The sequence below is a fragment of the Streptomyces sp. TOM-9 genome, from assembly GCF_056858595.1.
In genome coordinates this window covers 5,787,693-5,812,680 of sequence record NZ_JBXEQB010000001.1, presented here as the reverse complement: position 1 = coordinate 5,812,680, position 24,988 = coordinate 5,787,693, and the positions used below count along the sequence as shown (strand labels likewise).

Genomic DNA, 24,988 nt, shown 5'->3' with positions numbered 1-24,988 from the left:
TCCGGGTCGCTGTTAACGATCGTGAACCGTCGACCGCCAGCGTAGTGGGCGTGCCCGCTCAGCCGCTCCGGCGGTTCAGCAGCCAGGGCTCGACCACGCCGAGACCGCGCACCGGCCGCCGCCACATGGGCTGCAGCCCGAAGCGGTACTTCTCCTCCGACCCGGGCTCGAGCTCCGCCTCCGACTCGGGTGCCTCGCCCGCCGCGACGAGCGCCTGCGCCAGCTCGCCGTCGACGAGCACCGCGTCCCGTGGCGCTATCGAGGTCAGCCGGCTCGCCAGGTTCACCGTGGTGCCGAAGACGTCACCCATGCGGGTCGTGACGGTGCCGAAGGCCATGCCGACGCGCAGCGCCGGCATCGTCTCGTCGCCGTTCATCGTCTCGATCAGCCGCATGCCGATCTCGGCGGCCGTGCCGGCGTCGTCCGCGACGAACAGCACTTCGTCACCGAGGGTCTTGATGAGCCGTCCGCCGTGCGCGGCCACCTGGTCGGCGGCCGTGGTCTCGAAGGCCTCGACCAGTTCGCCGAGTTCCTCCTCCTCCAGCCGCCGGGTGAGCCGGGTGAAGCCGACGAGGTCGGCGAAGCCGACCGCCAGCCGGCGGTCGACGGCCTCCTCGTCGTCCGAGCGGACGACCCGGCTGGTGGCGGCGGCGAGCTGGCGCCGCCACACGTAGGTGAGGAACTCCTCCAGCTCCGGCAGCAGCAGCTCGACCAGCGGATAGGCCACCTCGCCCCGGGTCATGCCGGGTTCGGGCGGTTCGGTGAGCTCCTCCAGGAAGGAGTCGGTCTGCCACTCGGCCAGCCGGGCCGTGGTCTGGCCGGTGGAGCGGGCGACCTGGATCGCCGTGCTCTCGCTGATCAGCCCGGCCTCGACCAGACCGGCCAGGCGGCGCAGCGCCAGGACGTCGGCCTCGGTCAGCGCGCGTGCCTGGCCGATGTCGGCGAAGCCCATCGCGCGCCAGAACCGGGCGGCGAGGTCCATGGAGACGCCGGCGCTGCGGGCCGCCTGAAAAGGTGTGTAGTGCCGTCCGGAGCCCAGGATCAAGTGCTCCAGGCGCAGGGCGATCGGGTCCTCTTCGATGGCGTGGGACCGGGTGGATCCGCCCCGTTCCTCGGGCTCCTCGTGCTCGTCGCGCTCCTCGTGCTCCGCCTGTTCGCGACGAGGCCCGCCCGGCTCTTCGTGCGGCGGGAGGTCGCTCGCGTCGTCCACGGTCACCGCCCGCCCCCTCCTGGGTCCCTGCGCACCGGCCCTTCCGATCACCGCGTCGGAGGCTGCCGCCTCAACAATACGGCAGGTGTGGCCTGGCTCACTGTCCCGCCGGCCGCACGTGGACGACGTCGCCCGCGGCGACCGCCCGCTCGCCCTCGCCGGTCGCGACGACCAGCCGCCCGTCGTCGTCGACGGCCACCGCCCGCCCGCCGACCTCGCCCCCGCCGGGGAGTTCGGCCCGTACGGTGCGGCCGAGCGTCACGCAGCCGGCGGCGTACGCCTGCTGCAGCCGGGAGCCGGCCGGATCGCCGTCGGCGCGCAGCCACTCGCCGTACCAGTCGGCCAGGGAACGCAGCACCGCGCGCAGCAGCGGGTCGCGGTCGGTGACCTTGGCCCCGGCGAGCATGAGCGAGCCCGCGGCGGGGACCGGCAGCTCCTCCTCGCGGAGGGTGACGTTGAGGCCGATGCCGATCACCACGGCGTCGTCGCCGACGCGCTCGGCGAGGATGCCGCCGGTCTTCCGTTCCTCGCCGTCGACGGTGACGAGCACGTCGTTGGGCCACTTCAGCCCGGTGTCCACGCCCGCCGTCCGCGCCACGGCGGTGGCCGTCGCCACACCGGCCAGCAGGGGCAGCCAGCCCCAGCGCCGGGGCGGGACGGACGTCGGCCGCAGCAGCACGGAGAAGAACAGCCCGGAACGGGCGGGGGCCTGCCACTGGCGGTCCAGGCGGCCGCGCCCCGCGGACTGCTCCTCGGCGACCAGCACCGCGCCCTCGGCGGCGCCCTCCCGGGCCCGGGCGCCCAGGTCGCTGTTGGTGGAGCCGGTGGAGCCGACCACGTCCAGGTCGGTCCACAGGCTGTCGGGGGTGACGATCGCGCGGCGCAGGGCGGCCGCGTTGAGCGGCGGCCGCTCGAGGTCGGACCAGCGGTTCGAGGTCATACCTCCCAGCCTAGGGTCTGCCCTCCGGATCGCCGTGGACGCGCCCGCCAGGGCCCGGGACGACGCGGCGGCCGGGAAGGCGGACCCTGGGAGTGGAGTGTGGCCAACGCCGCACTGACCGGGCAGCATCCGCGCGGTTACGCTACGAAAACAGCATTACTCGCCAGTCACGTCACACCCTCAGAACGACCCGACGAGAGCAGGAGAGCCGCCTCCCATGGCCGAGCCGGAGATCGACATCCACACCACCGCGGGGAAGCTCGCGGACCTGCGCCGCCGCGTTGACGAGGCGACCCACGCCGGCTCGGCGCGCGCGGTGGAAAAGCAGCACGCCAAGGGCAAGCTGACCGCGCGTGAGCGCATCGAACTGCTGCTGGACGAGGGCTCCTTCGTCGAACTGGACGAGCTGGCCCGGCACCGCTCGACCAACTTCGGCCTGGAGAAGAACCGCCCCTACGGGGACGGCGTCGTCACCGGCTACGGCACCGTGGACGGCCGCCCGGTGGCGGTCTTCTCGCAGGACTTCACCGTGTTCGGCGGCGCGCTCGGCGAGGTCTACGGCGAGAAGATCGTCAAGGTCATGGACTGGGCGCTGAAGACCGGCTGCCCGGTCATCGGCATCAACGACTCCGGCGGCGCGCGCATCCAGGAGGGCGTCACCTCGCTCGGCCTGTACGGCGAGATCTTCCGCCGCAACACCCACGCCTCCGGCGTCATCCCGCAGATCTCGCTCATCCTGGGCCCCTGCGCGGGCGGCGCGGTCTACTCCCCCGCCATCACCGACTTCGTGGTGATGGTCGACCAGACCTCGCACATGTTCATCACCGGCCCGGACGTCATCAAGACCGTCACCGGTGAGGACGTCGGCTTCGAGGAACTGGGCGGCGCCCGTTCGCACAACACCGTGTCCGGCAACGCGCACCACATGGCCGGCGACGAGAAGGACGCCATCGAGTACGTCAAGGCGCTGCTGTCCTACCTGCCGTCCAACAACCTCCAGGAGGCCCCGGCCTTCCCGCAGGAGGCGGAGCCGGAGGTGTCGGCGGAGGACCTCGAGCTCGACACCCTGATCCCGGACTCGGCGAACCAGCCGTACGACATGCACCAGGTCATCGAGCACGTCCTGGACGACGGCGAGTTCCTGGAGACCCAGGCGCTGTTCGCGCCCAACATCGTCACCGGCTTCGGCCGGATCGAGGGCCACCCGGTCGGCGTCGTCGCCAACCAGCCGATGCAGTTCGCCGGCTGCCTGGACATCAACGCCAGCGAGAAGGCGGCGCGTTTCGTCCGCACCTGCGACAGCTTCAACGTCCCGGTCGTCACCTTCGTCGACGTGCCCGGCTTCCTGCCCGGCACCGACCAGGAGTGGAACGGCATCATCCGGCGCGGCGCCAAGCTGATCTACGCGTACGCCGAGGCCACCGTCCCGCTGATCACCGTCATCACGCGCAAGGCGTTCGGCGGCGCCTACGACGTCATGGGCTCCAAGCACCTCGGCGCCGACCTCAACCTGGCCTGGCCGACCGCCCAGATCGCCGTCATGGGCGCCCAGGGCGCCGTCAACATCCTGCACCGCCGCACCCTGGCCGAGGCGGGCTCCCCGGAGGAGGCGGAGGCGCTGCGCGCCCAGCTGATGCAGGAGTACGAGGACACCCTGCTCAACCCCTACGTCGCCGCGGAGCGCGGCTATGTCGACGGCGTGATCCTGCCCTCCGAGACCCGCACGCACCTGGTGAAGGCGCTGCGGACGCTGCGCAACAAGCGCGAGAGCCTGCCCCCCAAGAAGCACGGCAACATCCCCCTCTAAGGAGCGCGCCCAGCCATGGTGATCAAGGTCGAACGGGGCAACCCGACCCCCGAGGAGCTGGCGGCCGTCGTGGCCCTCGTCCAGGCCCGGGCCGCGGCGGCCACGGGGCCCGCCGACGGCCCGCGGGCGTCCGACGAGTGGGCCTCCCCCGCGCGCAACGTCCCCGGGCGGATGATGCGCCCGGCGCCGGCGGCCTGGCGCGCCACCTACTGGCCGCACTGAGCACGGAGCGGACGGAAATGGTCCGCATGCCCGCCCGCGCCTGAGTATCCGTACTCAGGCGCGGGCGTCCGCCACGGCGCAACCTGGACGGCATGCTGTGGTCAGACCCGTCCGACGAACCGCCCGAGGAGATGCGGCAGGCGCAGGCGATGCTGCGCCGCGCGATGATCGTGATCGCCGTCGCCGTCCCCCTGATCACGGCCCTGGTGGCCTGGCGCGGCTGACTACGATGACGGGCATGACCGACAGCAGCCGCAGCCCCCGCCCGCTCGTCCTCGCCTCCGCCTCCCCCGCGCGCCTGGGACTGCTGAAGCAGGCCGGGCTCGACCCGCGGGTCGTCGTCAGCGGCGTCGACGAGGACGCGATCAGCGCCGACACCCCCGCCGAGCTGGCCCGGGTGCTGGCCGAGGCCAAGGCCTCGGTGGTCGCGGCCCAGCTCGCCGACGGCGAGGTGGTCGTCGGCTGCGACTCCGTCCTGGACCTGGACGGCCAGGCGCTTGGCAAGCCGGCCGACGCCGAGGACGCCACGGCCCGCTGGAAGTCCATGCGCGGCCGCTCCGGTGTGCTGCGGACCGGACACTGCGTCATCGACCTCGCCACCGGCCGCCGGGTCTCGGCCACCGCCTCCACCACGGTGCGGTTCGGCACCCCGGACGACGACGAGATCGCCGCCTACGTCGCCTCGGGCGAGCCGCTGTACGTGGCCGGCGCCTTCACCCTCGACGGCCGTTCCGCGCCGTTCGTCGAGGGCATCGAGGGCGACCACGGCAACGTCATCGGCATCTCGCTGCCGCTGCTGCGCCGTCTGCTCGCCGAGCTGGACCTGCGCATCACCGACTTCTGGGTCTGACCGGGCCGACCGGTCCGACCGGCCGGCCCGCTCAGACGGCGGCGGGGGCCACTGGCGGCGGGGGCGTGCTCCCGCCCGGCTCGTCGCCCGGCCCGGGGGCCGGACCGGAGGCCGGGGCCTCCTCCCCCGCGTAGAGCACCAGGGCGAGCACCACGAACCCCAGGATCACCATCATCCCCACGAACGCGGCCCAGCCGACCGGGGCCGCCAGGCCCGCGCCCAGGACCGCGTGGGTCACCGCGCACACGATGAGCACGATCCGGCCGAAGCGGCCCGGCGCCCGGTCGCGCTGCGCCATCCGGACGAGGACGACCGCGCAGCCGATGAGGAAGAGCGCCATCAGCACACCGGCCGCCCACGCGCCCGCCGCCATGGCGTCCGGATCGAGCCCGGCCAGGGACATCTGCTGGTGGCGCACGGCTATGCCCATGATCCAGTTGACGAAGGCGAAGCCGAACGCCTCCAGGACCAACAACACAGCCGCCGCCACGGCGACACTTCTGCGCACTGCGCGCCCCCTGTCCCAGGACCCCATTACCGGCGGTATTTCGTGGGCCGAACGCTACTAACGGGTAGGAGTTGCGGCAAGAGTCCGCGCGGCACCACCCGTATGGGGCGCCGGTCCGGCAAAGATTTACCCGGGCCTTCGTGGAGTTCCCACAAAAAAAGCGCCACGTCGGCCACGGTGGAGGACGGTGACCCGGCCCACACCCCAGGGCCTCAAGCACCGGGATAAATGGGGCTTTACCGTAGGAAGCCAAGGCATCCGGGTCCCGATTGGAGACCCGTATCACCCTCCGTGTGGGCAAGCTCACCCCCAGGGGTGCCTCGGCACGAAGTGTCGCCAGTACCTAAACTCTGCTTGTTTCAAGGAGGGAGCCATCGTGCGCAAGGTGCTCATCGCCAACCGCGGTGAAATCGCAGTCCGCGTCGCCCGTGCCTGCCGGGATGCCGGGATCGCCAGCGTGGCCGTCTACGCGGAGCCGGACCGGGACGCGCTGCATGTGCGTGTGGCCGACGAGGCGTACGCGCTGGGCGGTGACACCCCGGCCACCAGTTACCTGGACATCTCCAAGGTGCTGGCGGCCGCAGCCGAGTCCGGGGCCGACGCCGTCCACCCCGGCTACGGCTTCCTGTCGGAGAACGCCGACTTCGCCCAGGCCGTCCTGGACGCCGGGCTGACCTGGATCGGCCCCCCGCCGCAGGCCATCCGCGACCTCGGCGACAAGGTCGCCGCCCGCCACATCGCCCAGCGCGCCGGAGCGCCCCTGGTCGCCGGCACCCCCGACCCCGTGTCGGGCGCCGACGAGGTCGTGGCGTTCGCGCGCGAGCACGGCCTGCCGATCGCGATCAAGGCCGCCTTCGGCGGCGGCGGCCGCGGGCTGAAGGTCGCCCGCACCCTGGACGAGGTCCCCGAGCTGTACGAGTCGGCCGTCCGCGAGGCCGTCGCCGCCTTCGGCCGCGGCGAGTGCTTCGTCGAGCGCTACCTCGACAAGCCCCGGCACGTGGAGACCCAGTGCCTGGCCGACAGCCACGGCAACGTCGTGGTCGTCTCCACCCGGGACTGCTCGCTGCAGCGCCGCCACCAGAAGCTGGTGGAGGAGGCCCCCGCGCCCTTCCTGACCCCGGAGCAGAACGCCCAGCTGTACGCGGCGTCCAAGGCCATCCTCAAGGAGGCCGGCTACGTCGGTGCCGGCACCTGCGAGTTCCTGGTCGGCACGGACGGCACCATCTCCTTCCTGGAGGTGAACACCCGTCTGCAGGTCGAGCACCCGGTCACCGAGGAGGTCACCGGCATCGACCTGGTCCGCGAGATGTTCCGCGTCGCCGACGGCGAGGAGCTCGGCTACGACGACCCGCCGCTGCGCGGTCACTCGTTCGAGTTCCGCATCAACGGCGAGGACCCCGGCCGGGGCTTCCTCCCCGCCCCCGGCACCGTCACCCGTTTCGACGCGCCCACCGGCCCCGGTGTGCGTCTGGACGCGGGTGTCGAGGCCGGCAGCGTGATCGGCCCCGCCTGGGACTCCCTGCTGGCCAAGCTGGTCGTCACCGGCGCCACCCGGCAGCAGGCCCTGCAGCGCGCCGCGCGCGCCCTGGCCGAGTTCCAGGTCGAGGGCATGGCCACCGCCATCCCGTTCCACCGCGCGGTGGTCGCCGACCCCGCCTTCGCGCCCGAGGTCCACGGCAAGCCCGGTCCGTTCACCGTCCACACCCGGTGGATCGAGACCGAGTTCGTCAACGACATCAAGCCCTTCGCCGCCCCGGCCGACGCCGAGGAGGACGCCGAGCCCGGCCGTGAGACCGTGGTGGTCGAGGTCGGCGGCAAGCGGCTGGAGGTCTCCCTGCCCGCCTCGCTGGGCATGACCCTGGCCCGCACCGCCGCCGCCGGCGGTGCCCGCCCCAAGCGCCGCGCCACCAAGAAGGCCGGCTCCGCCGCCTCCGGTGACTCCCTGACCTCCCCGATGCAGGGCACGATCGTCAAGATCGCCGTCGAGGAGGGCCAGCACGTCAACGAGGGCGACCTCGTCGTGGTGCTGGAGGCGATGAAGATGGAGCAGCCCATCAACGCCCACCGCGCCGGCACCATCAAGGGCCTCACCGCGGACGTCGGCTCCTCCGTCTCCTCGGGTGCCCTCCTCTGCGAGATCAAGGACTGACGTCCCGTCCGCGGACGGCAGCACGAACGCCGCGGGGCCAGGTCGGCGATCCGGGCGGCCTGCTGCTCCCCGGCCAGTTGGGCGGTGCGCAGCGGGGACATGCCCGACACGCCGCCGCCCGACTGGCCGGCGGCCCTGGCGCGCGGCTCGCCGGGTGCCGTACCGCCCGGGTAGTTGCCGGAGGGGTGCTGATGGCGCCGGGGTCCCGGCACGGGCGGCATCTCCCGTCGCTGCCGCCCGTGGGGCATCCCGTTGTCCGCCCCGTCGGTCGACGCGACGGCGACCTGGACACCGCGGTCGGCCAGGGCCTGGAGCTCCGTCGCGGCGCGGTCGTCGCCCGCCGGCGGTTCGTCCGTGACCAGATGCGTGATCAGGTCCGTGGGCACGGTCTGGAACATGGTGTCCGTGCCCAGCTTGGTGTGGTCGGCCAGGACCACGACCTCCGCCGCCGCCTGGACCAGGGCCCGGTCGACGCTGGCGGAGAGCATGTTGGACGTGGACAGCCCGCGTTCCGCGCTCAGTCCCGCCCCGGACAGGAAGGCCCGCGACACCCGCAGCCCCTGCAGGGACTGTTCTGCGCCGCTGCCGACCAGCGCGTAGTTGGAGCCGCGGAGCGTGCCACCGGTCATGACGACCTCGACCCGGTTCGCATGCGCCAGTGCCTGTGCCACCAGCAGGGAGTTGGTGACGACGGTCAGCCCCGGCACCCGGGCGAGCCGGCGTGCCAGCTCCTGGGTGGTCGTGCCGGCGCCGACGACGATGGCCTCGCCCTCCTCGACGAGACCTGCCGCGAGATCGGCGATCGCCGTCTTCTCCGCGGTCGATAGATGGGATTTCTGCGGGAAGCCGGACTCCCTGGTGAAGCCCCCCGGCAGCACCGCACCGCCGTGCCGGCGGTCGAGCAGTCCTTCTGCCTCCAGCGCCCGCACGTCACGCCGTACGGTCACTTCCGAGGTCTGGACGACGCGGGCGAGCTCACGGAGCGAAACCGCTCCGTTGGCGCGCACCATTTCGAGGATCAGTTGGCGACGTTCTGCTGCGAACACGAAACTGACAGTAACGCCAATGACCGTCTGCTATCAGCAGTTTGCACCGATTAACAGAAGTTGTTCGCAGTGCCGGACGTCCCGTGCTATAGAGACGAGGGCATTCGCCCGGGTGGCGCCCGGCACCGGCTCCGGAGGCGGGCCTCAGAGCTCCCCGGCCGCCTTGCGGGTCGCCAACTGCCGTGCGGCTTCGGCGATCGAGCCCGAGAGCGACGGGTAGACCGTGTAGGTGTTCGCCATCTGTTCGACGGTCAGGTTGTTGTCGACCGCGATCGAGATGGGGTGGATGAGTTCGCTCGCGCGCGGCGAGACGACCACGCCGCCGACGATGATGCCGGTGCCCGGACGGCAGAACAGCTTCACGAAGCCGTCCCGGATGCCCTGCATCTTGGCGCGCGGGTTGCGCAGCAGCGGGAGCTTGACGACCCGTGCGTCGATGACGCCCGCGTCGACGTCGGCCTGGGTGTAGCCGACGGTCGCGATCTCGGGGTCGGTGAAGACGTTCGAGGAGACCGTCTTGAGGTTGAGCGGGCCGACCGTCTCGCCCAGGAAGTGGTACATCGCGATCCGGCCCTGCATGGCCGCGACCGAGGCGAGCGCGAAGACGCCCGTGACGTCACCGGCCGCGTACACGCCGGGGGCCGAGGTGCGGGAGACCTTGTCGGTCCAGATGTGGCCGGAGTCCTTGAGCTTGACGCCCGCGCCCTCCAGGCCCATGGCGGCGGTGTTCGGTATCGCGCCGACCGCCATGAGGCAGTGGCTGCCGGTGATGACCCGGCCGTCGGAGAGGGTGACCTCGACGCGGTCGCCGACCCGCTTGACGGACTCGGCACGGGAGCGGGCCATGACGTTCATGCCGCGGCGGCGGAAGACGTCCTCCAGGACGGCGGCCGCGTCCGGGTCCTCGCCGGGCAGGACGCGGTCGCGGGACGAGACGAGCGTCACCTTGGAGCCCAGGGCCTGGTACGCGCCGGCGAACTCGGCGCCGGTCACACCGGAGCCGACCACGATGAGCTCCTCGGGGAGCTCGTCCAGGTCGTACACCTGCGTCCAGTTGAGGATCCGCTCGCCGTCCGGCTTCGCGTCGGGCAACTCGCGGGGGCGGCCGCCGGTGGCGATCAGGACGGCGTCGGCGGTGAGGGTCTCGGAAGTGCCGTCGGCCGCCTCGACGATGACCGTGCGGGAGCCGTCGATCGCCTGCATGCCCTCCAGCCGGCCGCGGCCGCGCATCACCCGGGCACCCGCACGGGTGACGGAGGCGGTGATGTCGTGGGACTGGGCGAGCGCGAGGCGCTTCACCCGCCGGTTGACCTTGCCGAGGTCGACGCCGACGACCCGGGCGGCCTGCTCGACGTGCGGTGTGTCGTCCGCCACGATGATGCCCAGTTCCTCGTACGACGAGTCGAAGGTGGTCATCACCTCGGCCGTCGCGATCAGGGTCTTGGACGGCACGCAGTCGGTGAGCACCGAAGCCCCGCCCAGACCGTCGCAGTCGACGACGGTCACCTCCGCGCCCAGCTGGCTGGCCACGAGGGCCGCTTCGTATCCGCCGGGTCCGCCACCAATGATCACGATCCGAGTCACGTACCCCATTGTCCCGCACGCGCCAAGTGATCACTTACGGGGGCGGTGTCCCGCTGTCGTACTCTCATGACCATGTCGCTCTACGCCGCCTACGCCGGCAACCTCGACGCCCGGCTGATGACGCGCCGCGCCCCGCACTCGCCCCTGCGCGGCACCGGCTGGCTCAGCGGCTGGCGCCTCACCTTCGGCGGCGAGCAGATGGGCTGGGAGGGCGCGCTCGCCACCCTGGTGGAGGACCCGCTGCACCAGGTCTTCGTCGGGCTGTACGACATCGCCCCGGTCGACGAGGAGCCGATGGACCGCTGGGAGGGCGTCCCGCTGGGCATCTACCGGCGCCACATGGCGCGGGTGCACACCCTCGACGGCGACGTGCCCGCGTGGCTCTACGTCCTCAACGACTACGAGGGCGGCCTGCCGTCCGCGCGCTACCTCGGGGAGATCGCCGACGCGGCGGAGTCCGCGGGCGCCCCGCACGACTACGTCATGGAACTGCGCAAGCGTCCCTGCTGACCCGCCGGCAACCAGGGCCGCAGGACGTCCGGAAGGTCCCGCAGGGCCCGTCAATCGGCGGATCCTCCGAAATTTCGCAGACCGTGACCTGGGACGTCTACGCGCGTAGGAGAGAACCGGCTACTCTCATCCGCGTGAACTCTTCCGCAACTCCCCACGCCGCCCGAACCCCGCTGGGCGACCCGTACGCCGCCGCCACGGCCGCCGCCGCCCGGCTGCGCGAGCTGACCGGCGGCGAGACCCACGACGTCGCCCTGGTGATGGGCTCCGGCTGGGTGCCGGCCGCCGACGCCCTCGGCGAGGCCGAGTACGAGTTCGACGTGACCGAGTTGCCGGGCTTCCCGCCGCCCGCCGTGGCCGGGCACTCCGGCAAGGTGCGCTCGGTGCGGATCGGCGACAAGCGGGCGCTGGTCTTCCTGGGCCGCAACCACTTCTACGAGGGCCACGGCGTCGCCACCGTCGCCCACGGTGTGCGCACCGCCGTTGCCGCCGGCTGCAAGACCGTCGTCCTGACCAACGGCTGCGGCGGGCTGCGCCCCACCTACCGTCCCGGCCAGGCCGTGCTGATCAGCGACCACATCAACATGACGGCCGCCTCGCCGATCGTCGGCGCCAACTTCGTCGACCTCACCGACCTGTACTCGCCGCGGCTGCGCGCCCTGTGCAAGGAGGTCGACCCCTCCCTGGAGGAGGGCGTCTACGTCCAGCTCCCCGGCCCGCACTACGAGACCCCGGCCGAGATCAAGATGGTCCGGGTCATCGGCGGCGACCTCGTCGGCATGTCCACCACGCTGGAGGCCATCGCGGCCCGCGAGGCGGGCGCCGAGGTGCTCGGCATCTCCCTGGTGACCAACCTCGCCGCCGGCATGACGGGCGAGCCGCTGAACCACGAGGAGGTCCTGGAGGCCGGCCGCGACTCCGCCGCGCGGATGGGCAGCCTGCTCGCCCAGGTGCTCGAGCGCATCTGACCGCCCCGCACCCCCCGGTGGGGCGGGCCGGCGCACCCGTACGGGCATGCCGCGCGCGATCCCGGGGGTGCCCGCACCCTGGTTAGGGAAGGCGCACCACGGGGAGGTAACCGGGCGGCGCCCGTCGCGGCAGCCCGCTCCGCCGCCGCCCGGCCGGACGGGATCCCGCCGCGCGGCCCCCCCGCTGTGGCAACGGTCGCGGGCAGGACGGGCCGGAGGCCCCAGGCCGACCCGCGCGCGGCGCGGGCGGCACCGAAGACGACATCGCAGGAGCATCACGTGGCAAGCGCAAGCGAGAAGGCGGAGCTGATCCCTCAGGCGCGCACCTGGCTGGCCGAGGACCCGGACCCCGACACCCGGGCCGAGTTGGAGGCGCTGCTCACGGCCGTCGAGTCCGGCGACCCGGCGGCGGCCGAGGACCTCGCGGCCCGGTTCGCCGGCACCCTGCAGTTCGGTACGGCGGGGCTGCGCGGGGAGGTCGGCGCGGGCCCGATGCGCATGAACCGCTCCGTGGTCATCCGGGCCGCCGCCGGTCTCGCCGCGTACCTCAAGGCGCAGGGCCAGGGCGACGGGCTGGTCGTCGTGGGTCACGACGCCCGCCACAAGTCGGTGGACTTCGCCCGTGACACCGCCGCCGTCATGGTCGGCGCGGGCCTGCGGGCGGCCGTGCTGCCCGGGCCGCTGCCCACGCCGGTGCTGGCCTTCGCGATCCGTCACCTGGGCGCCGTCGCGGGCATCGCCGTGACCGCGAGCCACAACCCCCCGCGTGACAACGGCTACAAGGTCTACCTGGGCGACGGCTCGCAGATCGTCCCGCCCGCCGACGCCGGGATCGCCGACGAGATCGCCGCGATCGGCCCGCTGACCGGCGTCCCGCTGGCGGACGAGGGCTGGCAGCTCCTCGGTGAGGAGGTCGTCGAGGCCTACCTGGACCGCGCCGCCGCGGTCGTGGACCGGCACACGCCACGCGACATCTCGGTCGTCTACACCCCCCTGCACGGTGTCGGCCGCGACGTGCTGACCGCCGCCTTCGAGCGGGCCGGGTTCGCCGCCCCGCACGTCGTCGCCGAGCAGGGCGAGCCCGATCCGGACTTCCCGACCGTCGCCTTCCCCAACCCGGAGGAACCGGGGGCGATGGACCTGGCCTTCGCCGCGGCCCGGGCCCTCGGCCCCGACGTCGACATCGTCGTCGCCAACGATCCCGACGCCGACCGCTGCGCCGTGGCCGTGCCGGACCGCACCGCCGCGGACGGCTGGCGGATGCTGCGCGGCGACGAGGTCGGCGCGCTGCTCGCCACCCACCTGGTGCACCGCCGGGCCAGCGGAACCTTCGCGGCGAGCATCGTCTCCTCCTCCCTGCTCTCGCGCATCGCGGCCCGCGCGGGGCTGCGTTACGCCGACACCCTGACCGGATTCAAGTGGATCTCCCGGGTGGAGGGCCTGCGGTTCGGCTACGAGGAGGCCCTGGGCTACTGCGTGGACCCCGTGGGCGTGCGGGACAAGGACGGCGTCACCGCCGCCCTGGCCGTCGCGGAACTGACCGCCGAGCTCAAGGCCAAGGGCCGTACGCTCTCCGACCTGCTGGACGACATCGCCCTGGAGTACGGGCTTCACGCCACCGACCAGCTGTCGGTGCGGGTCGCCGACCTGTCGGTCATCGACGACGCGATGAGCCGGCTGCGGGAGCGGCCGCCCAGCTCACTGGCCGGTCTCGCCGTCGTCACCGCCGAGGACCTGGCCAAGGGCAGCGCGGAGCTGCCGCCGACCGACGGCCTGCGCTACCGGCTGGCCGGCTCCCCGGGAGCCGGTGTGGAGTCGGCGCGGGTGATCGTGCGGCCGAGCGGCACCGAGCCCAAGCTGAAGTGCTACCTGGAGGTCGTGCTGCCCGTGCCGGGCGCCGACCGGCTGGCCGGCGTGCGCGCCCAGGCAGCCGACGTCCTCGCGGCCGTCAAGGCCGACCTCGCCACCGCCGCCGGGCTCCCCCGGGACGAGGCCGCGGCGAAGGCCTGACGCTCCGACGACGCCGACGCCCCGGTCGTGCCCGCTCGGGCACGACCGGGGCGTCTGGGTACGCGCCCGGGTCCGCCGGCTCAGCCGATGGCGAGCAGGACGATCAGCACGATCGCCCCCGCCACCGCCGGGGCGATCACCTCGTACGCCCAGCGGACCGTGACCTCGCCCTGTGCGCCCTCTCGGCCGCCGTGCCGCTCCGCGAGCTCGCGCAGTTCGTCCACGACCCGGTCGGACCAGGCCCGGGTCGAGTCCGTGGCACCGGGACGCGACCCCAGCGTCGCGCCCGGGTCGCCCGCCGCGGCGGCGCGCGTCTTGGCCCGCGCGGCCCGCTTGCGGGCGCGCATCGACACGGGGACGGCCCACAACTGGTACTTCCTGCCCTCCGCGAACAGCTCCGTCGAATACCCCGAGCGCAGCCCCTCCACGGCGCTCCAGGGCGCGGTGACGGTGCGGAACGGGTTGCGCACCAGGAGGCGGTCGTCACCGGCCAGGACGACCGGACGCAGGGTGAACGCGACGACCAGCGGCACGATCAGCAGCAGCAGCGCGAGGGCCACCCACGGCGTGTCGCCCGTACCGCGCACGATCGCGTCGATGCCGAGCCACAGCGTGATGGCGAGCATGAGCACACCGCCGACGACACCGGCCGTCGAGCGGTAGGAGCGCTCGGCGTACTTCGGCTGCCCGGGGTCGGGCTGCGGTTCGGGGGCGGGGTTCTCGGAACTCGTCATGAGATCAGATTGTGCCTGACCCCGGCCCTGCGCCCCGCGCGACGGAGGTTGCGTTAGTGCATCGGCGTCAGCGGCCGCCTACTGGTACCCCTTGTCCTCCCTGGAGTCGTAGACGCGCTTGCCCGCCGCGTCGTAGCCCTGGATGTGCGGCAGGGAATCCTCCGGTGCGGCGAGGACCCCGGTCGCGACGAAGTAGCCGTGGTCGAGCACCGCCTGCCGGGTGACGCCGCCCCAGGAGACGGTGACCTTGGCGACCCCGGGCTCGACCGTGCCGATGCTGCCCCAGCGGAAGGGGAAGTGGTACGGCAGCCCCGGGCCGGTGGTGCCGTCCTGCTTGTAGAGGCGGTAGGCGTTGTCGTCCGGCACGACGGGCCCGCGGTCCGGAGCGCCGTCCGCTCCGACGCTGCTGTTGATGCCGCCCGCCTTCCCGTCCTTGTCCGTGCAGATCAGGCGGGCGGGGGCGCCGTCCACGGTGCCGACCGCCACCACACGGATGCCGTCGCCCGGGGAGTTCTCGTCGCGGGTGGCGTTCAGCGCGAGGATCACGCGGTAGTCCTCGGCCTTCCCGTAGTCGCTTGCGAAGACGGACGCCTTGGGCTGGTGTTGCCCGCCGTACGCCAGGCACCTCTCCAGCACCTCGCCCGCCCGCTCCATCGTGATCCCGTCCGCCAGCTGCCCCGGCGTCGCGGGGCCTTCGGGCCCGGTCGCCCGCGCAGGGGCGGAGGTGCGCGGCTGGACGGCGCTCGCCGTCACGGACGGCCGGGCGTCGTGGGCCGGCAGCGCGGTCGTGCCGGCGCCGCCGGGCTGGTAGTGCATCGCGACGGCCGTGCCCGGCACCGCGACCAGCGCCGCCAGCCCTGCCCCGGCGGCGAACACCCGGCGTCTGCGGCTCGTCCTGCCCTGGCGCACGATCGTGGCGTAGGGCGCCTCACCGGTGCGCAGCCCGTCCGTCTGCTCCTCGAGGAGCTCGCGCAGCTGCGCCTCGAACTCCGTGTCGCCCTCCGCGGGGCCGAACCCCGCCGTGTCTGCCTTGTCCCTCATCGGACCCCTCCTTCGACCCTCGTGTCCTTCGCCGGGCCCCATGGCCCCGGCCTCGTCCCTGCGGCCGCCCCGACGGCGACGGGCTCCGCGGCCACCACGGCCGTGCCCAGCCGGGCCCGCAGTTTGGCCAGGCCCCTGGCCGCCTGGCTCTTGACCGTCCCTGCCGAGCAGCCCAGCGCGTGGGCCACCTCGGTCTCCGACAGGTCGTCCCAGTACCGCAGCACGACCACGGCCCGCTGCCGTGCGGGCAGCTCGCCGAGCGCCGCCAGCAGTTCCTCCCGCAGCGCCACCCGTGCCGTGGGATCGGCTCCGGCGCCCTCGGGCGGTACGTCCGTGAGCCGTTCGGCCACGCGTTTCTTGCGGAACCGGTCCTTGTTGCAGCTGATCAGGATCCGTCGCACGTAGGCGTCCGGATTGTCGCTGCGCTGCACCCGCCGCCAGGACCGGTAGGCCTTGGCCAGCGCGGTCTGCGCCAGGTCCTCGGCGTGATGCCGGTCACCCGTGAGCAGATAGGCGGTCCTGACCAGATGGGTCCATCTGGCACGGACGTAGCCTTGGAACTCCGCCTCGTCGTCTGGATTCATCGATGACCCCCTTCACCCACCAGACCACCGGTTCCGTCGATTCGGTTGCCGGGCCCCCCGTACGGGGACAGTCGGGCCCGTACCGACCGGTGACATTCGCTACGCGCGTAGATATGCTGGTGTGGTGACCATGCCCACCACTGTTCCCGCTCACGGCCCCGACGCCGCGGCCCGGCTGGCGTCCATGGCCGACGTCACGGCCTCCGACGCCGCGCTGCGCCGCTTCCTGCACGGGCTGCCCGGCGTCGACGCGGTCGGCCTCGAAGGCCGCGCCGCAAGCCTCGGCACCCGTTCGATCAAGACCACGGCGAAGGCGTACGCCATCGACCTGGCGATCTCGATGATCGACCTGACCACGCTCGAAGGCGCGGACACCCCCGGCAAGGTCCGGGCGCTGTCCGCCAAGGGCGTCAGCCCGGACCCGACCGACCGCACGACCCCCCGGGTCGCCGCGATCTGCGTCTACCCGGACATGGTCGCGACCGCCAAGGAGGCCCTCGGCGACTCCGGCGTGCGCGTCGCGTCCGTCGCCACCGCCTTCCCGGCCGGCCGCGCCGCGCTGCCGGTGAAGCTCGCCGACACCGCCGACGCGGTGGCCGCGGGCGCCGACGAAGTGGACATGGTCATCGACCGCGGCGCCTTCCTCGCCGGCCACTACCTGAAGGTCTTCGAGGAGATCAAGGCGATCAAGGAGGCCTGCCGCCGTCCCGACGGCAGCTCCGCCCACCTCAAGGTCATCTTCGAGACCGGCGAGCTGGCGACGTACGACAACATCCGCCGCGCCTCCTGGCTCGGCATGCTCGCCGGCGCCGACTTCATCAAGACCTCCACCGGCAAGGTGGCGGTCAACGCCACCCCCGCCAACACCCTGCTGATGCTCGAGGCGGTGCGCGACTTCCGCGCCGCCACCGGCGTCCAGGTCGGCGTGAAGCCCGCCGGTGGCATCCGCACCTCCAAGGACGCCATCAAGTTCCTGGTCCTCGTCAACGAGACCGTGGGCGACGAGTGGCTGAGCAACGAGTGGTTCCGTTTCGGCGCGTCCAGCCTGCTGAACGATCTGCTCATGCAGCGCCAGAAGCTGAGCACCGGCCGCTACTCCGGTCCCGACTACGTGACGGTGGACTGAGAACCCCGATGACACAGACCAAGAAGAACCAGCAGCCCCAGCAGACCCGGCCGGCCGGGCAGCCGGAGCCGGGCTCCGCCTTCGCGTACGCGCCGGCGCCCGAGTCCCGCTCCGTCGTCGACATCGCCCCCTCCTACGGCCTGTTCATCGACGGCGAGTTCACCGACGCCGCCGACGGCCGGGTCTTCAAGACCGTGAGCCCGTCCAGCGAGGAGGTCCTCTCCGAGGTCGCCCGGGCCGGCGAGGCGGACGTGGACCGGGCCGTCCAGGCCGCCCGCAAGGCCTTCGCGTCGTGGTCGGCACTGCCCGGCTCCGAGCGCGCCAAGTACCTGTTCCGCATCGCCCGGATCGTCCAGGAGCGCTCGCGCGAGCTGGCCGTCCTGGAGTCGCTGGACAACGGCAAGCCGATCAAGGAGACCCGCGACGCCGACCTCCCGCTGGTCGCCGCGCACTTCTTCTACTACGCCGGCTGGGCCGACAAGCTCGCGCACGCCGGCTTCGGCCCGGCGCCCCGTCCGCTGGGCGTGGCCGGCCAGGTCATCCCGTGGAACTTCCCGCTGCTGATGCTGGCGTGGAAGATCGCCCCGGCGCTGGCCACCGGCAACACGGTCGTCCTCAAGCCGGCCGAGACCACCCCGCTCTCGGCGCTGTTCTTCGCCGACATCTGCCGCCAGGCGGGCCTGCCCAAGGGTGTCGTCAACATCCTCCCCGGCTACGGCGACGCCGGTGCCGCGCTGGTCGCGCACGAGGGCGTCGACAAGGTCGCCTTCACCGGTTCCACCGCCGTCGGCAAGCAGATCGCCCGCACGGTAGCCGGTACGAAGAAGAAGGTCACCCTGGAGCTGGGCGGCAAGGGCGCCAACATCGTCTTCGACGACGCGCCGATCGACCAGGCCGTCGAGGGCATCGTCAACGGCATCTTCTTCAACCAGGGCCAGGTCTGCTGCGCGGGCTCCCGCCTGCTGGTCCAGGAGTCCGTCGCGGACGAGGTGCTGGACTCGCTCAAGCGCCGGCTGTCGACGCTGCGCGTCGGCGACCCGCTGGACAAGAACACCGACATCGGCGCCATCAACTCCGCCGAGCAGCTCGCCCGGATCACCGCGCTCGCCGAGGCAGGCGAGGCCGAGGGCGCCGAGCGCTGGTCGCCGGCCTGCGAACTGCCCTCCGCGGGCTACTGGTTCGCGCCGACGCTCTTCACCGGGGTCACCCAGGCGCACCGGGTCGCCCGCGAGGAGATCTTCGGCCCGGTCCTGTCGGTGCTGACCTTCCGCACCCCGGCCGAGGCCGTGGAGAAGGCCAACAACACCCCGTACGGCCTGTCCGCCGGGATCTGGACGGAGAAGGGCTCGCGCATCCTCTCGGTCGCGAACCAGCTCCGGGCCGGTGTGGTGTGGGCCAACACGTTCAACAAGTTCGACCCGACCTCGCCCTTCGGCGGCTACAAGGAGTCGGGCTTCGGTCGCGAGGGCGGCCGCCACGGCCTGGAGGCGTACCTCGATGTCTGAGAAGTCCGAGACGGTGCGGCTGTCCGTCTTCAAGACCTACAAGCTGTTCGTCGGGGGCAAGTTCCCCCGCAGCGAGAGCGGGCGGGTGTACGAGGTGACCGACGCCAAGGGCAAGTGGCTCGCCAACGCCCCGCAGTCCTCCCGCAAGGACGCCCGTGACGCGGTGTCCGCCGCCCGCAAGGCCTTCGCGGGCTGGTCGGGCGCAACCGCGTACAACCGGGGGCAGATCCTCTACCGCATCGCGGAGATGCTGGAGGGCCGCCGGGAGCAGTTCGTCCGCGAGGTCGGCGAGGCCGAGGGGCTGTCGAAGTCCAAGGCGGCGGCCGTGGTGGACGCCGCGATCGACCGCTGGGTCTGGTACGCCGGCTGGACCGACAAGATCGCCCAGGTCGTGGGCGGCGCCAACCCGGTGGCGGGGCCGTACTTCAACCTGTCGAGCCCCGAGCCGACCGGGGTCGTCGCGGTCGTCGCGCCGCAGGAGTCGTCGTTCCTCGGCCTGGTCTCGGTGATCGCCCCGGTGATCGCCACCGGGAACACCGCGGTCGTGGTGACCAGTGAGCGGGCCCCGCTGCCCGCGCTGTCGCTGGGCGAGGTGCTGGCCACCTCCGACCTGCCGGGCGGGGTCGTCAACATCCTGTCCGGCCGCACGTCCGAGGTCGCGCCGACGCTCGCCGCGCACATGGACGTCAACGCGCTCGACCTGGCGGGCACGGTGGACGACGCCGCGCTGGCGAAGGAACTGGAGGTCGCCGCCGCGGACAACCTCAAGCGCGTGCTCCGTCCACAGGCTGTGGACTGGGCCGCCGAGCCCGGCACGGACCGCCTGACGGCCTTCCTGGAGACCAAGACCGTCTGGCACCCCGCGGGTGCCGGCGCGGCCTCGGGCTCCGCCTACTGACCTGGTCCCCCCGGCGGCCCGTCCCGTCGCCGGGGGACCGGCACCGCCCGCACGGCCCGGCGGCGGGCCCCCGCGACCGATGTGTCCCCGCGGGGGCCCGCCGCCGTACGCGTCCGCGTGCCGTCAGCCGCCCTGCAGGGTCCTGACGGTGTCGCCGATCAGCGGCAGGTCGGCGACCGAACGGCTGTCGGCGACCGGCTTGGTGACGTCCGCGGTGGAGACCGGCTTGAAGTCGGCGACCTGCGAACCCACGGCGTTGTCCAGGGGGTTGACGCTGGTCTGCGCGAACGGGTTCACCGGCAGGTGGTTCACCGTGCCGATCAGGGCCGAGGTCGCCGCCCGGCCGGCCTTGGCGGCCGTGGCCGCTCCTTCGCTCCGGGCGTCCGCGTGCGCCGCCCCGGCCGAGGCGACGGCCGCGACGGACGACACCGCGAGGACGGTGGCGCGGAGAAGGGTGCGGGAGAACTGCGGCATGAGGATCCACCTGCCTGGTCCCCGGCCCGCATACGGACCGGTCCCGGGACGGCGCGGCGGCCGTCCCCGTACGCGACAATGACGTCACTCACGGTAGTTGGTTGAACATCACGCATCCAAAGCATGTCCCGGCGGGTCACTCCAAAGGCTGAATGCGTCACACTGGTGTCCCGTGAGCTCTCGCCCTCCCGCCGCCCGCGTGATCCTGCTGACCGGCCCCTCCGGGTCCGGCAAGTCCTCCCTCGCCGCCCGCACCGGCCTACCGGTCCTGCGACTGGACGACTTCTACAAGGAGGGTGACGACCCGTCCCTCCCGATGCTGCCGAGCGGCATCGGCGCCGACTGGGACTCCCCGCTGTCCTGGAACGCCGACGCGGCCGTCGCCGCCGTCGCGGAGCTGTGCGCCACGGGCCGGACCGCCGTCCCCGTGTACGAGCTCTCCTCCAGCTCCATCACCGGAGGGGCGGAGGTCGGCCTCGACGGGGCGCCGCTCTTCATAGCCGAGGGCATCTTCGCCGCCGACATCGTCACGCGCTGCGCCGAACTCGGCGTGCTCGCCGACGCGCTGTGCCTGAGCCGCGGCGCGGTCACCACCGCCCGCCGCCGGTTCGTCCGGGACCTGCGCGAGGGCCGGAAGTCGCTGTCCTTCCTGCTGCGCCGCGGCTGGAACCTGATGCGCGCCGAGCGGGGCATCGTCGCCCGGCACGCGGCGCTCGGGGCGCACGTGTGCGACCGGGACGAGGCACTGGAACGGATCGGTCGCGCATCTTTTCCACCGGTCGCCGTTCGGGTTTGAACGAAACGGCGCGCGGGTCCGTAAGGACATGCGTGAGGGAGCGGTGCGCACAGACCCCCCGCTGCGCGCGACCGCTCCCTCTTGCTTCCCCCGATTCCCCCCGGTTCCCCGTTCCCCCCGGCGTCAGGCGACCAGCTCGCCGAACGCCGCCTCCTCGTCGACGCCCGCGCTGAGCGTCTCGTCCTCACGCAGCCGGCGCAGGGAGCGCCAGATGCTGCTCTTCACCGTGCCGACGCTGATGCCGAGGATCTCGGCGATCTCCGGGTCGGTGCGGCCCTCGTAGTAACGGAGCACCAGCATCGTGCGCTGCGGCTCCGGGAGCTTGGCCAGCGCCTGCCACAGCACGGCCCGCAGCTCGGTGCCGCGCATCGCGTCCGTCTCGCCCGCCGTCTCCGGCAGCTCCTCGGTCGGGTACTCGTTGAGCTTGCGGCGCCGCCAGGCGCTGATGTGCAGGTTGGTCATGGTCCGGCGCAGGTAACCGCCGACGGCGGCCTTGTCGCTGATCCGGTCCCAGGCCCGGTAGGTGGAGAACAGCGCGCTCTGCAGCAGGTCCTCCGCCTCGAAGCGGTCGCCCGTCAGGTGGTAGGCGGTCGCGTACAGGGAGGCCCGGCGCTCCTGGACGTAGGCGGTGAAGTCCGCGTCCGCCGTGAAGCACCGCTCCCCCGGGATCTCCCGGGCCCCCGTGGCCTCCCCGTGGACGACACCCCCGTGCCCCCCGTCTCCCCCGTGACCGCCCTCGATCGCCGTGATGTACGGCGGCCGGGTGCGGACCACCTGACGCCCGGTGCCACGAGCGCACCCCCGCCCGCCCGTGGCACCGGACTTCTCGACGCCCCGGCCCGCGGTGTGCAGGCGCGGCTGAAGGACTGCGGTGGTCGTCGTGCTGTGCAGTGCGTTCATTTCGCGCCCCCCGTGGGTGGAGCCGGCCTGGTCTTCGTACCCGTCCGGCGGGGGCCGCCCGGTAGGCGTCCCCGTCGATGACCAATAGCTTCCCGCGCCAGTTTCATGGCGTTGTCCGCCGAGTGTCACAGCCCCGTCACAGACGACGGCGGTACCTTCCACGGTCCACTTGGGAGAGAATGCGGGCGTGCCTTTCCTGTTGCTGATCGAGGACGACGACGCCATCCGAGCGAGCCTCGAACTCGCCCTGTCGCGCCAAGGCCACCGTGTGGTGGCCGCGGCCACGGGCGAGGACGGGCTGAAGCTGCTGCGCGAGCAGCGACCGGACCTGATCGTGCTGGACGTCATGCTCCCGGGCATCGACGGTTTCGAGGTGTGCCGTCGCATCCGGCGCACCGACCAGCTGCCGATCATCCTGCTGACCGCGCGCAGCGACGACATCGACGTCGTGGTGGGTCTGGAGTCCGGAGCCGACGACTACGTCGTCAAGCCCATCCAGCCGCGCGTGCTGGACGCCCGCATCCGTGCCGTGCTGCGCCGCGGCGAGCGGGACAGCACCGACGCGGCCGCCTTCGGCAGCATCGTCATCGACCGCTCGGCGATGACCGTGACGAAGAACGGCGAGGACCTGCAGCTCACCCCGACCGAGTTGCGGCTGCTGCTGGAGCTGAGCCGCCGCCCGGGGCAGGCCCTGTCCCGGCAGCAGTTGCTGCGCCTGGTGTGGGAGCACGACTACCTCGGCGACTCGCGCCTGGTGGACGCCTGTGTCCAGCGGCTGCGGGCCAAGATCGAGGACGTGCCCTCGTCGCCGACCCTGATCCGTACCGTCCGGGGTGTCGGGTACCGCCTGGACGCGCCGGCGTGAGTCAACCGCACCACGAGGACACCACCGGTGACAACACGACGGACCAGCGGCTGAGCGGCTGGAGATCACGGCTGCTGCGGCTCACCAGCCTGCGGCTGCGCCTGGTCGCCGTGTTCGCCGCCGTGGCGCTGGCGGCCGCCGTGTCCGCCTCCGGAATCGCCTACTGGCTCAACCGTGACGCCGTGCTGACCCGCGCCCAGAACGCCGCGCTCAACGACTTCCGCGCCTCGATGACCCGCAACGCGGGCTCGCTGCCGCGGCACCCGTCCTGCGACAAGCTGGCGGACGCCGCGCGGAGCATCGGCACCAGCACGCAGACCTACCAGGTGCTGCTGATCGGCACCGGCCCGGACGGCGAGCGCTGCGCGACCAAGTCGCAGAGCGACGGCTTCTCGCTGGACGCCGTCCCCGCGACGCTGCGCAAGGCCGTCAGCAAGCGCAACCCCAAGGAGGGCGACCCCGCCGAGTACCACCTGTACTGGCAGCGGGTCACCCGCAACGGACAGCCGTACCTGGTGGGCGGGGCCAAGGTGATCGGCGGCGGGCCCACCGGCTACATGTTCAAGTCGCTGGAGGCCGAGCGGAAGGACCTCAACTCGCTGGCCTGGTCGCTCGGCATCGCCACCGCCCTCGCCCTGATCGGTGCGGCGCTGCTGGCCCAGGCCGCGGCCTCCACCGTGCTGCGGCCCGTGGCACGCCTCGGCGACGCCGCCAGGAGGCTCGGCGAGGGCAAGCTCGACACCCGGCTGCGGGTCACCGGCACCGACGAACTCGCCGAGTTGTCACGGACGTTCAACCGCACCGCGGAGCGGCTGGAGCGACGCGTCGACGAGCTCAGCCAGCGCGAGGCGGCCAGCCGCCGGTTCGTCGCCGACATGTCGCACGAGCTGCGCACCCCGCTGACGGCGATCACCGCCGTGACCGAGGTGCTGGAGGACGAGGCGGACTCCCTCGACCCGATGATCGCCCCCGCCGTGCGGCTGGTGGTGAGCGAGACCAAGCGGCTGGGCGAGCTGGTGGAGAACCTGATGGAGGTCACCCGCTTCGACGCCGGCACCGCACGCCTGGTCATGGACGATGTCGACGTCTCCGACCTGGTCACCGCCTGCATCGACGCCCGTGCCTGGCTCGACGCGGTGGAGCTGGACGCGCCGCGCGGCATCATCGCGCTGCTCGACCCGCGCCGCATCGACGTGATCCTGGCCAACCTGATCGGCAACGCCCTCAAGCACGGTGGCTCGCCGGTCCGCGTCAAGGTGCGGCAGGACGGGGACGAGCTCGTCGTCGAGGTCGCCGACAACGGCCCCGGCATCCCGGAGGAGGTGCTGCCGCACGTCTTCGACCGGTTCTTCAAGGCGGACGCCTCCCGGGCCCGTTCCGAGGGGAGCGGCCTGGGCCTGTCCATCGCCCTGGAGAACGCGCACATCCACGGCGGAGAGATCGCCGCGGCCAACAACCCCGGTGGCGGCGCGGTGTTCACGCTGCGCCTGCCGATGCGCACCGGGGCCGGCCAGGCGGCGGAGACCGAGGAAGGGAACGAGAGCAAGTGACGCAGCCGTCCCGGGGCGCCGCCCCGGACGCCCCGGGTCTCCCGTCCGCGGGTGCCGCCCGCCGTCGCCGGCGCGCCCCGCTCCTCATCCTGCTCGGCGTGGTCCTGCTGGCCGGCTGCGGCATCCGCACCACCTCGGTGCCGGTGGACGCCGGGCCCGCGCCCTCCCGTGTCTCCTGCGCGGTGCCGGACGAGGAGGCGAGCCCCACGGCGACGGCCTCCGCGTCGCCGCAGGGCCCGGCCGCCCGGGTGTTCCTGGTGTGCAGCGCCCAGGTGGCCGCGGTGAACCGCTCGGTGCGGACCGGGGGCCTGGACCAGCTGGGCATGGCCGTGCTGCTCCTGCGCGAGCTGCAGCGCAAGCCGCGCGGCGGCGAGTCGTCGGCCGGCTTCACCACGGCCGTGCAGGGCGACCTGGCCGTGGAGGGACCACGCCGCGACGACCCGCGCGGATCGCTCCGGCTCAGCGCCCCGCTGGGCGACCTGCCGCCGTTCGCGCTCGCCCAGGTGGTGTGCACGTACGCCGGTACGGCCGCGGGCTCCGGCAGCGGCGGGGTGCTCCTGGGCGGCCCCGACGACACCCCGGTGCGCCGCTTCACCTGCACCGGGGACCTGCGCACCGACCCCGAGGCGGCGGAAACCGCTGGAACCGCCGTGAAGTGACAGACGTCCTTCCAGGCGTGCGGCGCGACGGCTCTCTCCCGAAAGTGCGCGC

The 24,988-nt window shown here is 72.8% G+C and carries 24 protein-coding genes and 1 pseudogene; 15 read left to right on the top strand and 10 right to left on the bottom strand.

Annotated elements, in window-relative coordinates:
- Positions 1-58: 58 nt before the first annotated feature.
- Positions 59-1,261, bottom strand: a complete 1,203-nt coding sequence (locus AC1VWI_RS27265; protein ID WP_499513638.1) for an adenylate/guanylate cyclase domain-containing protein — start codon at positions 1,259-1,261, stop codon at positions 59-61.
- Between the two features lie 46 nt (positions 1,262-1,307).
- The gene (locus AC1VWI_RS27260; RefSeq protein WP_499513637.1) at positions 1,308-2,150 is read right to left on the bottom strand and encodes a biotin--[acetyl-CoA-carboxylase] ligase; all 843 of its coding nucleotides are present in this window, start codon (positions 2,148-2,150) and stop codon (positions 1,308-1,310) included.
- A gap of 217 nt (positions 2,151-2,367) precedes the next feature.
- Between AC1VWI_RS27260 and AC1VWI_RS27255 the strand changes: the two genes are divergently transcribed.
- The 4 genes from AC1VWI_RS27255 (at position 2,368) to AC1VWI_RS27240 (ending at position 5,029) form a co-directional block, all read left to right on the top strand.
- Entirely contained in the window at positions 2,368-3,957 is a 1,590-nt protein-coding gene (locus tag AC1VWI_RS27255; RefSeq protein WP_499513636.1) for an acyl-CoA carboxylase subunit beta, read from the top strand.
- A gap of 15 nt (positions 3,958-3,972) precedes the next feature.
- Positions 3,973-4,179, top strand: a complete 207-nt coding sequence (locus tag AC1VWI_RS27250) for an acyl-CoA carboxylase subunit epsilon (RefSeq protein WP_499513635.1) — start codon at positions 3,973-3,975, stop codon at positions 4,177-4,179.
- Positions 4,180-4,271: 92 nt separating this feature from the next.
- Positions 4,272-4,403: a morphogenic membrane protein MmpB gene (gene mmpB, locus AC1VWI_RS27245; protein WP_499513634.1), complete on the top strand. Its 132-nt coding sequence runs from the start codon at positions 4,272-4,274 to the stop codon at positions 4,401-4,403.
- 14 nt (positions 4,404-4,417) lie between these two features.
- Complete coding sequence (locus AC1VWI_RS27240) at positions 4,418-5,029, top strand: Maf family protein (RefSeq protein ID WP_499513633.1); 612 nt, start codon at positions 4,418-4,420, stop codon at positions 5,027-5,029.
- 31 nt (positions 5,030-5,060) lie between these two features.
- Here AC1VWI_RS27240 and AC1VWI_RS27235 read toward each other — a convergent pair whose 3' ends face one another.
- Positions 5,061-5,519: a hypothetical protein gene (locus AC1VWI_RS27235; protein ID WP_499513632.1), complete on the bottom strand. Its 459-nt coding sequence runs from the start codon at positions 5,517-5,519 to the stop codon at positions 5,061-5,063.
- Between the two features lie 394 nt (positions 5,520-5,913).
- Between AC1VWI_RS27235 and AC1VWI_RS27230 the strand changes: the two genes are divergently transcribed.
- On the top strand, positions 5,914-7,686 hold the full coding sequence (locus AC1VWI_RS27230) for an acetyl/propionyl/methylcrotonyl-CoA carboxylase subunit alpha (protein ID WP_499513631.1): 1,773 nt from the start codon (positions 5,914-5,916) through the stop codon (positions 7,684-7,686).
- Between the two features lie 29 nt (positions 7,687-7,715).
- Here the strand turns inward: AC1VWI_RS27230 and AC1VWI_RS27225 are convergent.
- A pseudogene (locus tag AC1VWI_RS27225) lies at positions 7,716-8,696 on the bottom strand (DeoR/GlpR family DNA-binding transcription regulator); the annotation flags it as partial.
- A gap of 180 nt (positions 8,697-8,876) precedes the next feature.
- On the bottom strand, positions 8,877-10,325 hold the full coding sequence (locus AC1VWI_RS27220; protein ID WP_499513630.1) for an NAD(P)H-quinone dehydrogenase: 1,449 nt from the start codon (positions 10,323-10,325) through the stop codon (positions 8,877-8,879).
- A 63-nt stretch (positions 10,326-10,388) separates the two neighbouring features.
- On the opposite strand from AC1VWI_RS27220, the gene AC1VWI_RS27215 reads away from it, so the two are divergent.
- The 3 genes from AC1VWI_RS27215 to AC1VWI_RS27205 all read left to right on the top strand — a co-directional run bounded on the left by AC1VWI_RS27215 (position 10,389) and on the right by AC1VWI_RS27205 (position 13,804).
- A complete protein-coding gene (locus AC1VWI_RS27215) occupies positions 10,389-10,826 on the top strand; it encodes a gamma-glutamylcyclotransferase family protein (protein WP_499513629.1) in 438 nt (145 codons plus the stop codon).
- 134 nt (positions 10,827-10,960) lie between these two features.
- Positions 10,961-11,794, top strand: coding sequence for a purine-nucleoside phosphorylase (locus AC1VWI_RS27210; RefSeq protein WP_499513628.1), 834 nt, complete (start codon positions 10,961-10,963; stop codon positions 11,792-11,794).
- 279 nt (positions 11,795-12,073) lie between these two features.
- Positions 12,074-13,804 (top strand): phospho-sugar mutase, encoded by a 1,731-nt coding sequence (locus AC1VWI_RS27205; protein ID WP_499513627.1) that lies wholly within the window; start codon positions 12,074-12,076, stop codon positions 13,802-13,804.
- An 80-nt stretch (positions 13,805-13,884) separates the two neighbouring features.
- Here AC1VWI_RS27205 and AC1VWI_RS27200 read toward each other — a convergent pair whose 3' ends face one another.
- The 3 genes from AC1VWI_RS27200 to AC1VWI_RS27190 all read right to left on the bottom strand — a co-directional run bounded on the left by AC1VWI_RS27200 (position 13,885) and on the right by AC1VWI_RS27190 (position 16,163).
- A complete protein-coding gene (locus tag AC1VWI_RS27200; RefSeq protein WP_499513626.1) occupies positions 13,885-14,538 on the bottom strand; it encodes a PH domain-containing protein in 654 nt (217 codons plus the stop codon).
- A 78-nt stretch (positions 14,539-14,616) separates the two neighbouring features.
- On the bottom strand, positions 14,617-15,579 hold the full coding sequence (locus AC1VWI_RS27195) for a hypothetical protein (RefSeq protein WP_499513625.1): 963 nt from the start codon (positions 15,577-15,579) through the stop codon (positions 14,617-14,619).
- Positions 15,576-16,163: a SigE family RNA polymerase sigma factor gene (locus AC1VWI_RS27190; RefSeq protein WP_499513624.1), complete on the bottom strand. Its 588-nt coding sequence runs from the start codon at positions 16,161-16,163 to the stop codon at positions 15,576-15,578. Before AC1VWI_RS27190 ends, AC1VWI_RS27195 begins: the two co-directional genes overlap by 4 nt.
- Positions 16,164-16,293: 130 nt before the next feature.
- Between AC1VWI_RS27190 and deoC the strand changes: the two genes are divergently transcribed.
- From deoC to AC1VWI_RS27175, 3 genes are read left to right on the top strand one after another with little or no spacing between them, the layout of a single operon-like run.
- A complete protein-coding gene (gene deoC / locus AC1VWI_RS27185) occupies positions 16,294-17,289 on the top strand; it encodes a deoxyribose-phosphate aldolase (RefSeq protein ID WP_499516924.1) in 996 nt (331 codons plus the stop codon).
- Between the two features lie 8 nt (positions 17,290-17,297).
- Positions 17,298-18,794 carry an aldehyde dehydrogenase family protein gene (locus tag AC1VWI_RS27180; RefSeq protein ID WP_499513623.1) on the top strand — a complete coding sequence of 499 codons (1,497 nt, stop codon included), beginning with the start codon at positions 17,298-17,300 and terminating at the stop codon, positions 18,792-18,794.
- Complete coding sequence (locus AC1VWI_RS27175) at positions 18,787-19,692, top strand: aldehyde dehydrogenase family protein (protein WP_499513622.1); 906 nt, start codon at positions 18,787-18,789, stop codon at positions 19,690-19,692. The genes AC1VWI_RS27180 and AC1VWI_RS27175 overlap by 8 nt, the downstream gene beginning before the upstream one ends.
- A 123-nt stretch (positions 19,693-19,815) precedes the next feature.
- Here the strand turns inward: AC1VWI_RS27175 and AC1VWI_RS27170 are convergent, their stop codons facing one another.
- Positions 19,816-20,166 (bottom strand): hypothetical protein, encoded by a 351-nt coding sequence (locus AC1VWI_RS27170; RefSeq protein WP_499513621.1) that lies wholly within the window; start codon positions 20,164-20,166, stop codon positions 19,816-19,818.
- Between the two features lie 172 nt (positions 20,167-20,338).
- Here AC1VWI_RS27170 and AC1VWI_RS27165 point away from each other — a divergent pair, with 172 nt between their 5' ends.
- Positions 20,339-20,962, top strand: coding sequence for an ATP-binding protein (locus AC1VWI_RS27165; RefSeq protein WP_499513620.1), 624 nt, complete (start codon positions 20,339-20,341; stop codon positions 20,960-20,962).
- 123 nt (positions 20,963-21,085) lie between these two features.
- Here AC1VWI_RS27165 and AC1VWI_RS27160 read toward each other — a convergent pair whose 3' ends face one another.
- On the bottom strand, positions 21,086-21,862 hold the full coding sequence (locus tag AC1VWI_RS27160; protein WP_499513619.1) for a SigE family RNA polymerase sigma factor: 777 nt from the start codon (positions 21,860-21,862) through the stop codon (positions 21,086-21,088).
- A gap of 187 nt (positions 21,863-22,049) precedes the next feature.
- Between AC1VWI_RS27160 and AC1VWI_RS27155 the strand changes: the two genes are divergently transcribed.
- Genes AC1VWI_RS27155 through AC1VWI_RS27145 form a run of 3 tightly spaced genes read left to right on the top strand, consistent with a single transcriptional unit; the run spans position 22,050 to position 24,936 of the window.
- On the top strand, positions 22,050-22,727 hold the full coding sequence (locus AC1VWI_RS27155) for a response regulator (protein WP_026251393.1): 678 nt from the start codon (positions 22,050-22,052) through the stop codon (positions 22,725-22,727).
- Complete coding sequence (locus AC1VWI_RS27150) at positions 22,724-24,277, top strand: ATP-binding protein (RefSeq protein WP_499513618.1); 1,554 nt, start codon at positions 22,724-22,726, stop codon at positions 24,275-24,277. Before AC1VWI_RS27155 ends, AC1VWI_RS27150 begins: the two co-directional genes overlap by 4 nt.
- A complete protein-coding gene (locus AC1VWI_RS27145) occupies positions 24,274-24,936 on the top strand; it encodes a hypothetical protein (protein WP_499513617.1) in 663 nt (220 codons plus the stop codon). Before AC1VWI_RS27150 ends, AC1VWI_RS27145 begins: the two co-directional genes overlap by 4 nt.
- Positions 24,937-24,988 lie beyond the last annotated feature (52 nt).